We start from the raw sequence: 13672 nt of genomic DNA on the forward strand, positions 1-13672 counted from the left end.
CTTTACGTTTGAGCACGGTTGCTATATATTCTCCCCAAGGAGAATGATTATGCAAGCCGTCCGCCTGTTCTCACCCACCGAGGCCGCAGCCGTTGCGGGCATCGCCGTCAAGGCGGTCAACAACGCGATCGACAAGCGCATTGTGGTGGCCGTCCGCAATGCGGGAAAGACAACACGCCAGCGGGCGGTTTCCAGCGATGGCCTGCTGCAACTCAAGCTTTGGTCTCAGATCGGCGGCATCCTTTCGCAAGAGCGCCGCGAGAAACTGTTCGAAGCGATCATGCGCGAGCCGAACGCTTCGCAAGTGCGGGCGGATGACCTGCTCATCATTGATGTGGCCGAGGCGCGCAAGCAAATCGCTGCCCGTACCCAAGAACTTGAGGAAGCGGAGGCCATGATCGCGCAGGACAAGGCGGTCATGGGTGGCGAACCTCTGTTCAAGGGCACGCGTATTCCGGTGCGTCTTATTGCGTCCATGCTGGAAGATGGCGTGAGCGAGGAGGAAATTCTCGCCGGTTATCCCAAGCTCACGTCACGCCACCTGGCGTTAGCGCCAATCTGGGTTGCCGCCCACCCTCGGCGTGGTCGCCCCAAGCCGGTAAAAGACGACGGGTTGCTTCTCAAGCAGTCGCATCGGGTGAAACTGGTAAGCGACGCCACCGAGGATTATTCATGCCATCGCTAAACACCGCCTTTCCATGGATCGGCCTGCCCGCTGCGGCGGTGCTCAGCGCGTTGTTAGCCACGGATGCTTTGCGCAGCGACCAACGGGTTTCGCGCTGGCATGACCTTGGCTGGCTGTCATGGGCCGGGGTGGCGGCTTATCTCATTCACAATGTCGAGGAATATGGCTTCGACCTGCATGGCGAGGCCTACGCTTTCCCCAAAGCCTTTTGCGCGATGTTCGGATTTTCCGCGCTCTATCCGCAATGCCCAGCGCCAGGCGCGGTGTTCACGGCGGTCAATGTGCCGATGTTCTGGTTCGCCGCCCCGCTTGGTGCTCGGCTCAGCAAGCGGTATCCGCTGGCAGGCTTGCGCATCTTCAGCGTTATCACGGTCAATCTGGTGGCGCATACCTTCACCAGCGTGCTGCGCGAGGCCGAAGTGCGGATCAGCATGGATGGCCGGGGGCGCTGGATGGACAACGTCTTCATTGAACGCCTGTGGCGGTCGGTGAAATACGAGTGCGTCTATCTCCACGCCTTCGAGACCGGTAGCGAACTGCGGCACTAAACTGCGCGCGGCTTCAGCAAGCTGGCCCACATACGCTGCGGGCTCCTGGTGGCAGTAAGGCATAGGAAATCCTTTCGGGTTCAGGGAACTCGAAAGCTCTTACTCCCGCTCTCACTTTGACCTCCAACGCCGCAAGAGCCGTCGTTCTTGGTCCAGACTTCGGCGGCGCAAAGCGGCCTTTCACTAATGTCTATCCCCCTTGAAGCAGGTCTCCAGTTTCGCCCAACTATCGCTGAATGAGCCTGCTAACCACGAAAGGCTTGATGGCCTCCAGCCCAAGCAGGCTCATGACACTTGCACCAAGGACAATGGCAAGATTGAGAAGGGATACTCGCGCAAAGCTGAATAGATCTGCCACTGCGGGGACCATCTGCGTGGCGGCCAAAATGATGGCCACGATGGCAAGGACAATGCTCAAGGCGGGATTGGGGCGTCTTAGGGCCGAAAGCAAGGACGCGCTGAATCGGCGGTTGACCAGAATGAGACAAGCGAGGCCCAAGACCAGCGCGAAGAAGGCCGCAGAGCGGACCGTCGCAGCATCATTGCCAGAGCGGAAGAAATAGGTGGCCAACCCGCCGCTCATTGCCAATACGACAAAGCCCTGGAGCACAGCCCAAACCACCAGCCCACGCGAAAACAGCGGCGCATCGGTTTTGCGTGGCGGGCGGGTCATTGCGTTATGCTCGGCAATCTCGGCCTCGAACACCAGCGAGCAAACCGGATCGATGATCATTTCGATAAAGGCGATATGGATCGGCCCAAGCAGTAGCGGCATACCTGTCAGCAAGGGCAGCAGGGTTAAACCAGCAATCGGAATATGCGCGGCCAGAATGAAGCCGATGGCCTTGCGCAGATTGTCATAGATGCGCCGCCCAAGGCTGACCGCCTTGACGATGGCCCCAAAATCATCGTCAAGCAGGACGATAGCAGCCGCCTCGCGGGCGACATCGGTGCCGCGCCCGCCCATGGCGATGCCGATATTTGCGGCCTTTAACGAGGGCGCGTCATTCACCCCATCGCCGGTCATGGCGACGATCTCACCGGACGCCTTCAAAGCCTCGACGATGCGAAGCTTCTGCTCTGGCATGATGCGCGCGCAAACGGTGACGCGGGCTATGCACTCCGCCAATTCCGTTTCGCTCATCCGGGCCAAGGCGTCGCCGGTTAGTACTTCGCTCCCGCCGATCCCCGCCTGCGCGGCGATAGCCTGCGCGGTTTGGGGGTAATCGCCGGTGATCATGACGACGCGGATGCCCGCCGCGCGGCATTGACGCACGGCTGCGGGTACTGCCGCGCGCAGCGGATCGGCCAGCCCCACCAGCCCGCGATAGGCGAAGGCGAAATCACGCTGTGTTGCAGGCAGGTCGGATTCCGCCCAGCGCGCCTCAGCCACGCCGAGTACCCGAAAGCCAGCGCCTGCCATGGCATCGACGGCGGCTTTCAGATTGGCGTATTCGGCGTCAGTCAGGTGGCATAGGTCGGCAATCGCCTCGGGCGCGCCCTTGGCGGCGATCACGCATTCGCCGTTCGGCCCCGCCCAGACTTGCGACATGGCCAGTAGAGCAGGGGCCAGGGGATAGTGGTGGCGCAGCGCCCAGCCTGCGCCCTGACGCGCCATCAGCCCATCGCCGGGTCGCGCGGCGGAAAGCTCGTAAAAGGCGATTTCCATCGGGTCCACAGGCTGGGGCGCGCTGGCCAGAATGCCCAGCTCGGCCAGTAGCCGACACGGCGTATCGAGTGATCCTTCCCCATCACGTTGGAACACCCCTCCGTAGGGCGAGCGCAATTGCGCAATCCGCATCCGGTTTTCGGTCAAAGTGCCGGTCTTGTCGGTGCACAGCACTGTCGCCGAGCCTAGCGTCTCGATGGCCGTCGCCCTGCGGGTCAGTACGCGCACGCGCGACATACGCATCGCGCCCATGGCCATGAAGACAGTCAGCACGACTGGAAACTCCTCCGGCAACATCGACATGCCCAGCGCGATGCCCGCCAGCGCCGCGTTCAGCCAACTGCCGCGCAGCAAGCCATAGAGCACCACCGCCAGCACACTGGCGCAGCCGCCCAGCGCGGCGAACCACCAGACGAGGCGGCGCATCTGCCGCTGCAAACGGGGCGCCTCGGTCTCGATGGTCGAGAGCGATTGTCCTATCCGTCCGATCTCGCTGGCCGCACCGGTGGCTGATACAACGGCAAGGCCGGAGCCGCGCACCACCAGCGTGCCGGAATAGACGAAAGGCAGATCATCGCCACCGGGGCGCAATTGCTGGGTCGGCGCGGCCAAGCTACAAGCACTTTTGCGGACAGGAACCGATTCCCCGGTCAGCAAGGATTCGTCGCATTCCAAGGCGTCGCCGCGCGCGATCCAGCCATCGGCGGGCACGCGGTCGCCTTCATTCAGCACCATCAGATCCCCGCACACCACATCACGGCTCGCAATCGTCTGACGCTTCCCATCCCGAATGACCAGCGCGCGCGGGCTGGTGAGATCGCGCAGCGCGTCAAGCGCATGCTCGGTGCGGGTTTCCTGCACCACGGTGATGACGATGGACAGAAGCGCAAAAACCAGCAGGATCAAGGCCTCGCGCGCATCGCCCAAGGCCAGATAGATCAGCCCGGCCACCAGCAGCATCGCCAGCATCGGCTCGCGCAGCACCTCAAGGCAGATCCTCAAAAAACTGCGCCGCCCGTGGCGCGGCAATTCATTGGGGCCATCAGCGGCCAAGCGCTCGGCGGCCTGGGCCTGTGTGAGGCCGGACAAGGCGGCGGGAGACGAAACGTCGATCATGCCTGTTGCTCCAAACCCTGCTCCACCCAAAGAACATCGATGGCCACGATCACAAACAGCGTGAGCGGCGCAGCCAGCAGCACCGCCGAAGGACCGAACAACACGCTGAAACCCACCGTGCCGAGCAGCGCCAAGACGGGCGGCAGCGCGGTCGCCTTGGCCTGCACCAGCGGGGTGATGAAATTGCCCTCGATGAAATGCACGCCCATATACATGACCAACACCATGCCCGCCTGGGTAGGCCCCTGTGTCAACGCGACCAGCGTTGCCGGGACGGCCGCCAGAATGGCCCCGACATAAGGAATGAAGGTCAGCAAGCCGCCCACCAGACCGAGTGCAAAGGCAGCCTCGATGCCCAGTGCCCACAGACCCAGCCCCGACAAGACGCCGATCACCACCATCACCACGAATTGCCCCGCCATCCAGTGGCGCAGCACATCGACCGTGCGCGCGAACAGCGCCGCCATGCGCGGCCGCCAGCCCATGGGCAACACGCGCAGGCACATCTGGCGATAGAGGTCAGGCTGCGCCGCGAGATAGATGCTGGTAAAGAAGGTCAGCACCGCATAACCGACGCCCACCACAATGTCCTGAGCCAGGGTACTGACCAGCGAGGCCGCCCAGCCCGTTGCGCCCGCCACACCTGCGGTTCTCGCCTGCTCCAGCGCAAAGCGGCCAAAGGGCGTGGACTGGATCTTGCTCAGCAGCAGCCCGGCACCGACGGGGATTTGCCGAGCGAGTTCGCCCAATTGCGCGGCCGCAACCGTGCCGAAAAACCAGAGCGCGGCGCCCGTCGCGAGCAGCAGCCCGACAAGCAGCAGGCCAAGCGCAAAAGGCAGGCCGCAATGCAGGCGCCTGCCCAAGAATTTGGCCCCGGCGCGCAGGCCTATGGCAAAAAGTGTGGAGGCAAAGAGCAACAGGACCAGATCTGCCAAGCGCCAGACCGCATAGGCCATGGCGCCGATGAGGACGACAACCCCCACCTTCCTGGCAAATTCCCCCAAGGACGAAGCGCGCCGCTGCGGATGATCGGACGATGATGGCATGCAGCGAGTTCCTAACGGAATGCCCGGATGTGGGCGGCATACAGCAAAATGACGCAGGTTTCAGGCTAGGGCAGCCTGCATAGGCCATTTTGAGAACCATGATGCCCACCATCAGCGCCGCCACAGGGTCAAGAAAAGGATAGTCCGCCAGATTGCAAATGATGCCGCACCCGACCACCAGCATGAAGGATTTCACCCGCTTGGCAATCCTGAATGAGGATGCGGCGGACCACCAATGCTACGGAGATGAATGCACCCCATCCGTGACGACAAGCACATTGCACGGCATCTGGGCCAGCAAGCTGCTCCCCACCGAGCCCTCGAACCAGCATGCCAGCAGCCCCTTGGCACTGTGACCAACCACCACAAGATCGGCTTTTATCTCATGGGCATAGTCGACGATCTCGTAGGCCGGTGCGCCATCGCGAATGCAGGCCATGGCCTTGACGCCTTTTCCGCGAAGTTCGTGGACAGAAGCGTCCAGCGCGTCTCGCAGATAGGTTCGCTCCGTTTCGAGCAGTTCATCCGAGACGACAGCTGGATCAAGCAACATGCCGCCAGCCGTCGCCACAACGCCGAGCACATGCAATTCCGCTTTGCACAACCGGGCGAGTTCAGCCCCCCGATGCAGGGCGATATCACCGGGGCCGGTGCCATCATGGGCCACCAAAATCTTCTGAAACATAAGCGCTATCCTTGGTCGCTGAGCTTGTAACGTCTGAAATGGGTCAAAGCGCTTGAAGCTGCCCCGCCATCACTGTCCTGCGGGGCCAAAATCGAGCACAACGCGCGAGGGTACGTCACCCCGTTCAAGCCTTTCAAACACGCTGTTGATGGCGGAAAGCGGCTGCAGTTCGATATCCGCATGCACCTTGCCTCTGGCGGCAAAGTCCAGACATTCGGCCATGTCCTTGCGGGTGCCGACGAAGGAGCCGCGCACGGTGACGCATTTGGCCACAAGATCGAAGATGTCGAGCGGGAAGGCACCCGGGGGCAGGCCATTCAGCACAGCGATGCCATGTCGGCGGGTCATGGCCACGCCCTGCTGAAACGCGGGCAGCGAGGGCGCGGTGATCAGCACGCCATGGCAGCCGCCGCCGGTTTCCTTGAGCAGGGTCTCGACCGCATCGGGGGATCTGGCGTCGATCACGAGATCGGCGCCAAGGCGGGTGGCGTGGTCAAGCTTGCCTTGGTCAATATCGACGCCGACGACCAGCAGCCCCATCGCCTTGGCGTATTGGATCGCCAAATGGCCAAGACCGCCACAGCCAGAGATGGCGATCCATTCCCCCGGACGCGCCTGCGTCTCCTTGATGCCCTTGTAGGTGGTGATCCCGGCACAGATGAGCGGCGCGACTTCCTTTGCGCCCAGCCCCTTTGGGATGAGCGCAACGTAGTTGGGATCGGCCAGCACATATTCGGCAAAGCCACCATTCTTCGTATAGCCGCCAAATTCGGCGGTGGGGCAATCGGTTTCCCAAGCGGAAAGGCAATATTCGCAATGGCCACAGGCCGAATAGAGCCAGGGCACACCGACGCGATCGCCCTCCTTCACCACCGTCACCCCCGACCCCATCGCCACGACAATGCCAATCGCCTCATGCCCCGGGATAAAGGGCGGCGTCGGCTTCAGCGGCCAGTCACCGTTGGCCGCGTGCAGATCGGTGTGGCAGACACCACAGGCTTCGGTCTTGACGAGGATCTGGCCGGGACCGGGCGTTGGGACATCCCATTCCTGAAGTTCCAGCGGCTTGCCGAAGGCGGTGACGACGGCGGCGTGCATTTTTCTGGGTGTCATGTCGGGATACCTTCGGTTGGCGCGGGATGGAATGGATGGGTTCAGGCAGCGGCGGAGCCAAGGCCGCGCACGGCTTCGATCATCTTGACGAGCACGGCTTGCGCGTCGCCGAAAACCATGGCGCAGTTGGGCTCGTAAAACAGGGCATTCTCGATGCCCGAATAGCCTTTGCCCTGCCCGCGCTTGATAACGTAAACCTGCTTGGCCTTGTCCGCGTCGAGGATCGGCATGCCGTAAATTGGCGAGGTCTTGTCGGTGCGCGCCGCCGGATTGACGACATCATTGGCGCCAATTACCAGCACGATGTCGGTGGTGGCGAAATCGGCATTGATGTCGTCGAGCTGAAAGATGAGGTCATAGGGTACGCCAGCTTCGGCGAGCAGGACATCCATTTGCCCCGGCATGCGCCCGGCCACCGGATGGATCGCAAACCGGACCTTGACCTTGGCGGCGAGCAACAGCTTGACGAATTCGTAGAGCTTCTGCTGCGCCTGTGCCGCAGCGAGGCCATAACCCGGCACGACAAGGACACTGGCGGCATAGCGCATCTGGATACCGGCGTCGGATGCCTGGGTCTCGCGCTCGGAGCCGGTAATCTCGCCATGTTTGGTCTTGGCGGGCACATCGCCGAAATTGGAGAAGAGAACGTTGGTAACCGAGCGGTTCATCGCTCTTGCCATCAGCAGCGTCAGCAACAGGCCGGCCGCCCCCACCACCATGCCGGCGATCATCAGCGCCGGATTGCCCAGCGTGTATCCCTCGAACCCGACGGCGAGGCCGGTGAATGCGTTGTAGATGGAGATCACCACCGGCATGTCCGCGCCGCCGATCGGCAAAGTCATCAGGATGCCGAATAGCAAAGCGAGACCGAAGAAGATCGTGATCCATGTCGCAAGCGGCAGAAACACCACTATCCCGTTCAGCGCCGCCACGGCGATCCAGACCCCGGCTCCGAGCGCGGCCAGAAAGACCAGCCCGTTTAAAAGCCGCTGGCCGCTGAACCGAAGTGGCTTGCCCAGCACGCCCTGAAGCTTGCCCCAGGCAATGACCGAACCTGACATCGACACAGCGCCAATCAACGCGCCGAGCAGGGTTGCGACGAGTTGCGCGATACCATGCGCCTTGCTCCCAAACAGTTCGACTGCGGCAATGCCGCCGGCCGCGCCGCCCCCCATGCCGTTATAGATCGCCACCATTTGCGGCATGGCGGTCATCGCCACTTTCCGACCAACGAGCCATGCGCCGACGCCGCCGACCGCCAGGGCAATAATTGCCAGCCCCAGATTGACCGGCAGATGCGGCCTGGCGGCGGCGGCAATCGTCAAGACATAGAGGAAGCTGACCAGTATGGCCGCGACCATGCCGAACCCCGCGACCCGGATGCCGGACGCGGCCGTGGCCGGCGAGGACATCCGCTTCAACCCGAACAGGAACAGGAAGGCGGCGACAAGATCGGTGGCGCCGATCACGGATTGCGAAATCACGGCGAGCATGGCCTCACCCCTTCTTCTTGAGGTGATGAGCCTTGGCGGGGCCGTGGGGCTTGCTCACGGCCCCGCTGGACTTGAACATCGCCAGCATGCGGTCGGTCACAGCGTAGCCACCGGCGGCATTGCCAGCGCCCAGCAACACCGCGAAGAAACCAATCGCCTGCTCCAGAGGCGTGCTGGCGTTGAGCAGGGCAAACAGGCCGCCCACCACCACGATCCCATGGACGAAATTCGAGCCCGACATCAGCGGCGTATGCAGGATTGCCGGCACATTGCCGATGATCACCCAACCCGCGAAACCTGCCAGCATGAAGATGTAGAGGGCGATAAAGCCGGTCATCGCGACATCGCTGCTCATGATTGGTGTCCCATGTGGTTCACGCCGCCTTCGCGGGCTGGTTGGCGGGCGTTGTGTGCAGATTCGCCGCCGCCCAGCTTGCCGTCATGGGTCAGCGCGGTCTTGGCGAGAACCTCATCGGCCCAATCGATCATAATGACATTGTCGTGCAGCATCAGCGCGAGCAGGTTGAACACGTTTTTCGCGTAAAGATCGCTGGCGCTCGCTGCCAGACACGATGGCACATTGAGCGGCGCGACGATCGTTACGCCATCAAGCTGGATGGTTTTGCCCGGCTGCGCCATCTCGCAATTGCCACCGACCTCGGCGGACAGGTCGACGATCACCGCACCCGATTTCATCCCCGATACCTGCGCCTTGCTGATCAGCCTGGGCGAGGCCTTGCCGGGAATGGTCGCCGTGGTGATGATCAGGTCAGACGCCTGGATATGCCTGGTCAGCGTGACATCGACGCTGGTCTTTTCCTGCGCTGTCAACTCGCGGGCGTAGCCGCCCTTGCCGGTGGCATCCACGCCGGTATCGACGAAGGTAGCGCCCAGCGACAGCGCCTGTTCGCGCGTCTCGGGCCTTACATCATAGCCCTCGACGACAGCGCCCAAGCGCTGAGCCGTGGCGATCGCCTCCAGACCCGCAACCCCCAGCCCCATCACCAGTACCCTCGCAGGGCCGATCACCCCCGCAGCGGACGTGATCTTTGGCAACACGCAATCCAGATGCGCCATGCCCAGCGCCACGGCGTAATAGCCCGCGAGAGCGGACTGGCTCGACAACGCATCCATGGCTTGCGCGCGCGAGATGCGCGGAATGCGCTCCATCGCAAAGCAGGTGATGCGGCGGGCCAGCAGGCGCTTAACCAGTTCCGGCTCATTCGCCGCATAGACAAAGCAGATCAGGATCGCGCCGGGCTTCATGGCGTCGATCACGTCAAGCGCGGGCGGCTGGACGCACAGCACCACATCGGCGTCCTCGACCATCGCGGTGCGATCATCCATGAACACGACACCCTCATAATCCGCATCCGGCAGGCGGATCGCCTCTGCCGCGCCAGACTGCATGTGCAGTCTCGCGCCCAGCTTTGTAAGCTTGGGCACGACCGATGGCATCAACGCCACGCGGCGCTCGTGTGGTCTGGTTTCCTTGAGAACGGCAATATTGACGTACATGGGACGCTCCCCGCTTTGGCTGCGCTTGAGGCCAACGCCGGGGTGCCCGACATGGATGGTCGGGCACCCCGTCTGGCAAACTTGGAAGTCAGGCGGGCGCCTTGACCGCATGGGTACGCACCAGCTTCTTGTTCACGAACTGCTGGATGCCCATGTCGCCCAGTTCGCGCCCGTAGCCCGAGTCCTTGATCCCGCCGAAGGGCAGCTCCGCATCGGTCCAGTCGATGTTGTTGATAAACATCATCCCCGTCTCGACGCGGCTGGCAACGCGCTTGCCTCGCGCGACATCGCTGGTCCAAACCGAACCGCCGAGGCCAAAGTCCGAATCATTGGCGAGCGCGATCGCCTCATCCTCATCCTTCACCCGGAAGAACAAGGCGACAGGGCCAAAGAACTCCTCGCGGAAGGCAGGATTGCCTGGCTTGATGTCAGTGAGGATGGTCGGCGCCATGAAAGAGCCTGGGCGGTCGATGCGCTTGCCGCCCATCACCACCTTGGCGCCCTTGGCAACGGCACCGTCCACTTGCGCGAGCAGATCGACCAGCGCCTGTTCGGTCGATAAAGGGCCAAGCGTGGTCTTCTCGTCCATCGGATCGCCGGGTTTGAGCGCGCCAAGGGCCGCCCGAAAGCGTTCGAGGAACTTGTCAGCCATGCTCGCCACCACGATGAAACGCTTGGCGGCGCAGCAGGTCTGGCCGGTATTATACATCCGCCCCCACACTGCCCACGGGACCGTAAGGTCGAGATCGGCGTCCTCCAGCACGATGAAGGCGTCACTCCCGCCCAGTTCCATCGACGAAACCTTGAGATTTTGCCCCGCACGCGACGCGAGACTGCGGCCCGCCGCGACGCTGCCGGTCAGCGCCACGCCCTTGATGCGCGGATCGTCAACGACATGATCGGACTGCTCATGGCTGATCAGCAGGTTGGTGTAGAGGCCCATGGGCGCGCCAGCCTCGATCAGCAGCTTCTCGAATGCAATCGCACATTGCGGTACGATCCCGGCATGTTTCACCAACAGCGTATTGCCCGCCATCAGATGCGGGCCAGCGACGCGCGCGAGTTGGTAATAGGGAAAATTCCAGGGCTCTACACAGAAGATCACCCCGATCGGGCTGCTCTCCATATGCGCTTCGCCATTGGTGGGATTGAGCTTCACCGGTGCGAGGAAGCTTTCGGCATTTTTGGCGTAATAGGCCATGATCCGGGCGCTGAATTCGACCTCACCGCGCGCTTCGCCGATCCGCTTACCCATCTCCAGGGTCATGATCCGGGCAAATTCGTCGGCCCGGGAATGGAGAATCTCGCCAGCCCTGGCGATGATCACGGCGCGCCGGGCATAGGACGTGTGGCGCCAGGTTTCGAAGCAAGCCTGCGCCGTGGCGATCTTGGTTTCCAGCAGGACATCGCCGAGCGGCTCGAAGCTGTCGACGAGTTCGCCGTTGAACGGATTGAGGCTTTGATAGGTCATGGTCTGGGTGTGCCTTCTGGAGGGAAGCACGGCGACCGGAGGGATATGCCGCCGATCGAGGGTTTCAGGCTTCGATGATCACCTTCAGCGCCTTGCTCTTGGCGGCATTGGCGAAGGTTTTGTAGGCGTCCAGAATGGCGCCAAGCTTGAAGCGGTGGATGATGAGCAGCTTCGGATTGATCTTCTCAGCCCGCAACACCTTGAGCAGCATCGGCGTGCTGACGGTGTCGACAAGGCGGGTGGTGATGGCGATGTTGCGATCCCACAGCCGCTCCAGATGCAACGCGACGGGCAAGCCGTGGACGCCGATATTGGCGATGATCCCGCCGGCCGCAACGATCTGCTCGCACAGCTCGAACGTGGCGGGGATGCCGACCGCCTCGATCACAGTATCAACACCCTTGCCGTTGGTCAGCTTCATCAGCTTCTCAACCGCGTGGCCGTCAGTGCTGTTGATGGTTTGGGTCGCGCCAAAGCGTTTGGCGACATCCAGCCGGTTGTCATCGAGGTCGATCATGATGATCTGCCCCGGTGAATAGAACTGGGCGGTGAGCAGCGCGGCCAGCCCGATCGGCCCCGCTCCAACAATCGCCACGCTGGCGCCGGGCTGCACCTTGCCATTCAGAACGCCGCACTCAAAGCCGGTGGGCAGGATGTCGCTGAGCATCACCAGCGCCTCTTCATCAGCGCCTTCGGGGATGGGATAGAGGCTGGTGTCTGCATGGGGGATGCGCACGAATTCGGCCTGGGTGCCATCGATGGTGTTGCCCAGAATCCAGCCGCCGGTGGTACAATGCGAAAACATGCCCTTGCGGCAGAATTCACACTTCCCGCAGGCGGTGACGCAGGAAATCAGCACCCGGTCGCCCGGCTTGAACGCGGTCACCGCCGGGCCAACGCTCTCGATGATGCCGACGCCTTCATGGCCAAGGATGCGCCCCGATGTGCAACTGGGCAAATCGCCCTTGAGGATGTGCAGATCAGTGCCGCAGATCGTCGTTCTGGTGATCCGGACGATCGCATCGCCAGATCCGTCGATCTCCGGCTTGGCGTGGTCCTCGAAGGCCTTCTGGCCGGGACCATGATAGACCAGAGCCTTCATTGTCGACAGCTTCGTGATGGCGTTCATAGCTGATACCTTTGGGGTTCGAAGACTCGTCGCGAGGCGCCGGGGCTGTTATTGCCCATGAGACTGGGCGGGTTCGTGGATGCTGCCCAGCCTCGGGAACTACTCACTCAAGGCAGATGTGGGCCTAGGTAGCGGCATTTTGAGCCGCCCCGGCGTCAGAGCGCCAGACTATCCTGCGCGCACCGACGTTCCTTCGGCCTGCTTGTCGCAAAGCCCTTCATGAGTATCGACATGGGTGGCGCCGGCGCTTTTGAGGATCTGACGAGCGACGGCGATCCGGCTCGGCGTGTCATGGGCCATGACGAGGAAGGAGTCCGCGGCGATGGCGGTCTCGTATTGAAGGACGCTGTCCTTCGGGATGCCGATGCCATAGAGCGCGGCCGAGATCGCACTGACCCCGCCAACCACGACAGCGCCTTCGAGCGCGGCAACGGCCATCGCTCCCACATACCCCAAGGCCACGACCGGGCCGAAGACGGGCACCGTCAGAAAAATGCCGCCGAAGAACAGGCTCCACAATCCCCCCCAGAAGGCACCGCGTGTCCCCCAGAAGCGGATGCGGTCACCCTGGTTGTAAAAGCCGGTGACATGTTCATCGAGATGATAGCCTTTCCCCAGAACGCTCAGGTGCTTGATGTCGAAGCCGGCAAGGCCCAGTTCCTTCACTGCGGCTTCGGCATCGGCATGGTTGGAGAATATGCCGACGGCGGCAGCGGGGAGAGCTTCAGATTTGCGCATGGTTATCTCTTTTTATAGGCATGAAGATCGATGGGACGCGGCGGAGCGGTTCGTACCTGCGCTTGCCAAAATTGCTCCTACCGCCCCCGGCAACCGCCCAGCAGCCTCGGAAACTACGCAGCGGACCTTTCGCTGGACGATTGGGTAGTTTCCGATGGCTGGCAGGCCAGTTTGTGGGAGTGGGGCGGATAAATAGGGGGATGGCCTACGCGGCGAGGACAGCATTGCCGAGCTATGTCGCAAGGAAGGCATCGTACAGAGGCTATATTTCACTTGGTCGAAGGAATTTGTGGAGGCGGATAAGCGCCGCCTGGTCGGCAAATACTGCCCGCGCCGCGGCCACCGGCGAGGTGCAGGATCTGCGCCGCGACCGGATCAAGAAATAGAGAGCCCATCAAATTGCCGATGATACCGCGCTGCAAAAAGAAATCCCGCAGCATGGTCAAAGGTTCCGCCTTTGG

11 protein-coding genes and 2 pseudogenes are annotated in these 13672 nt (G+C 62.3%); 3 read left to right on the forward strand and 10 right to left on the reverse strand.

From position 1 onward, the window contains the following. Positions 1-49: 49 nt before the first annotated feature. Together PQ467_RS00140 and PQ467_RS22690 are read left to right on the forward strand one after the other, a co-directional pair. Positions 50-685, forward strand: coding sequence for a DUF433 domain-containing protein (locus PQ467_RS00140; protein WP_274174563.1), 636 nt, complete (start codon positions 50-52; stop codon positions 683-685). A gap of 392 nt (positions 686-1077) precedes the next feature. Further along, positions 1078-1227, forward strand: a pseudogene (locus tag PQ467_RS22690) (integrase core domain-containing protein); the annotation flags it as partial. Between the two features lie 232 nt (positions 1228-1459). Here the strand turns inward: PQ467_RS22690 and PQ467_RS00150 are convergent. The 10 genes from PQ467_RS00150 to PQ467_RS00195 form a co-directional block, all read right to left on the reverse strand. Next, a complete protein-coding gene (locus PQ467_RS00150; RefSeq protein ID WP_274174564.1) occupies positions 1460-4018 on the reverse strand; it encodes a cation-translocating P-type ATPase in 2559 nt (852 codons plus the stop codon). Next, a complete protein-coding gene (locus PQ467_RS00155) occupies positions 4015-5064 on the reverse strand; it encodes an AI-2E family transporter (RefSeq protein WP_274174565.1) in 1050 nt (349 codons plus the stop codon). Before PQ467_RS00155 ends, PQ467_RS00150 begins: the two co-directional genes overlap by 4 nt. A 238-nt stretch (positions 5065-5302) precedes the next feature. Beyond that, positions 5303-5749 carry a universal stress protein gene (locus tag PQ467_RS00160; RefSeq protein WP_274174566.1) on the reverse strand — a complete coding sequence of 149 codons (447 nt, stop codon included), beginning with the start codon at positions 5747-5749 and terminating at the stop codon, positions 5303-5305. A gap of 69 nt (positions 5750-5818) precedes the next feature. Next, positions 5819-6862: a zinc-dependent alcohol dehydrogenase gene (locus PQ467_RS00165; protein WP_274174567.1), complete on the reverse strand. Its 1044-nt coding sequence runs from the start codon at positions 6860-6862 to the stop codon at positions 5819-5821. A gap of 41 nt (positions 6863-6903) precedes the next feature. Next, a complete protein-coding gene (locus tag PQ467_RS00170; protein ID WP_274174568.1) occupies positions 6904-8355 on the reverse strand; it encodes an NAD(P)(+) transhydrogenase (Re/Si-specific) subunit beta in 1452 nt (483 codons plus the stop codon). A gap of 4 nt (positions 8356-8359) precedes the next feature. Next, entirely contained in the window at positions 8360-8710 is a 351-nt protein-coding gene (locus tag PQ467_RS00175) for an NAD(P) transhydrogenase subunit alpha (protein WP_274174569.1), read from the reverse strand. Continuing rightward, positions 8707-9873 (reverse strand): NAD(P) transhydrogenase subunit alpha, encoded by a 1167-nt coding sequence (locus PQ467_RS00180; protein ID WP_274174570.1) that lies wholly within the window; start codon positions 9871-9873, stop codon positions 8707-8709. The genes PQ467_RS00175 and PQ467_RS00180 overlap by 4 nt, the downstream gene beginning before the upstream one ends. 88 nt (positions 9874-9961) lie before the next feature. Further along, entirely contained in the window at positions 9962-11344 is a 1383-nt protein-coding gene (locus tag PQ467_RS00185; protein ID WP_274174571.1) for an NAD-dependent succinate-semialdehyde dehydrogenase, read from the reverse strand. A 64-nt stretch (positions 11345-11408) separates the two neighbouring features. Further along, on the reverse strand, positions 11409-12473 hold the full coding sequence (locus PQ467_RS00190; RefSeq protein ID WP_274174572.1) for a zinc-dependent alcohol dehydrogenase family protein: 1065 nt from the start codon (positions 12471-12473) through the stop codon (positions 11409-11411). Positions 12474-12641: 168 nt separating this feature from the next. After that, positions 12642-13211 (reverse strand): DUF1269 domain-containing protein, encoded by a 570-nt coding sequence (locus tag PQ467_RS00195; RefSeq protein ID WP_274174573.1) that lies wholly within the window; start codon positions 13209-13211, stop codon positions 12642-12644. 199 nt (positions 13212-13410) lie between these two features. Here PQ467_RS00195 and PQ467_RS00200 point away from each other — a divergent pair. Then, a pseudogene (locus PQ467_RS00200) lies at positions 13411-13582 on the forward strand (IS3 family transposase); the annotation flags it as partial. Positions 13583-13672: the final 90 nt, after the last annotated feature.

The organism is Novosphingobium sp. KACC 22771, assembly GCF_028736195.1.
Taxonomy (GTDB): domain Bacteria; phylum Pseudomonadota; class Alphaproteobacteria; order Sphingomonadales; family Sphingomonadaceae; genus Novosphingobium.

Bases quoted from the DNA above. Each gene is read 5' to 3' on its own strand.
- PQ467_RS00140 (WP_274174563.1), top strand. From the start codon at position 50: ATGCAAGCCGTCCGCCTGTTCTCACCCACCGAGGCCGCAGCCGTTGCG.
- PQ467_RS00150 (WP_274174564.1), bottom strand. From the start codon at position 4,018: ATGATCGACGTTTCGTCTCCCGCCGCCTTGTCCGGCCTCACACAGGCC.
- PQ467_RS00155 (WP_274174565.1), bottom strand. From the start codon at position 5,064: ATGCCATCATCGTCCGATCATCCGCAGCGGCGCGCTTCGTCCTTGGGG.
- PQ467_RS00160 (WP_274174566.1), bottom strand. From the start codon at position 5,749: ATGTTTCAGAAGATTTTGGTGGCCCATGATGGCACCGGCCCCGGTGAT.
- PQ467_RS00165 (WP_274174567.1), bottom strand. From the start codon at position 6,862: ATGACACCCAGAAAAATGCACGCCGCCGTCGTCACCGCCTTCGGCAAG.
- PQ467_RS00170 (WP_274174568.1), bottom strand. From the start codon at position 8,355: ATGCTCGCCGTGATTTCGCAATCCGTGATCGGCGCCACCGATCTTGTC.
- PQ467_RS00175 (WP_274174569.1), bottom strand. From the start codon at position 8,710: ATGAGCAGCGATGTCGCGATGACCGGCTTTATCGCCCTCTACATCTTC.
- PQ467_RS00180 (WP_274174570.1), bottom strand. From the start codon at position 9,873: ATGTACGTCAATATTGCCGTTCTCAAGGAAACCAGACCACACGAGCGC.
- PQ467_RS00185 (WP_274174571.1), bottom strand. From the start codon at position 11,344: ATGACCTATCAAAGCCTCAATCCGTTCAACGGCGAACTCGTCGACAGC.
- PQ467_RS00190 (WP_274174572.1), bottom strand. From the start codon at position 12,473: ATGAACGCCATCACGAAGCTGTCGACAATGAAGGCTCTGGTCTATCAT.
- PQ467_RS00195 (WP_274174573.1), bottom strand. From the start codon at position 13,211: ATGCGCAAATCTGAAGCTCTCCCCGCTGCCGCCGTCGGCATATTCTCC.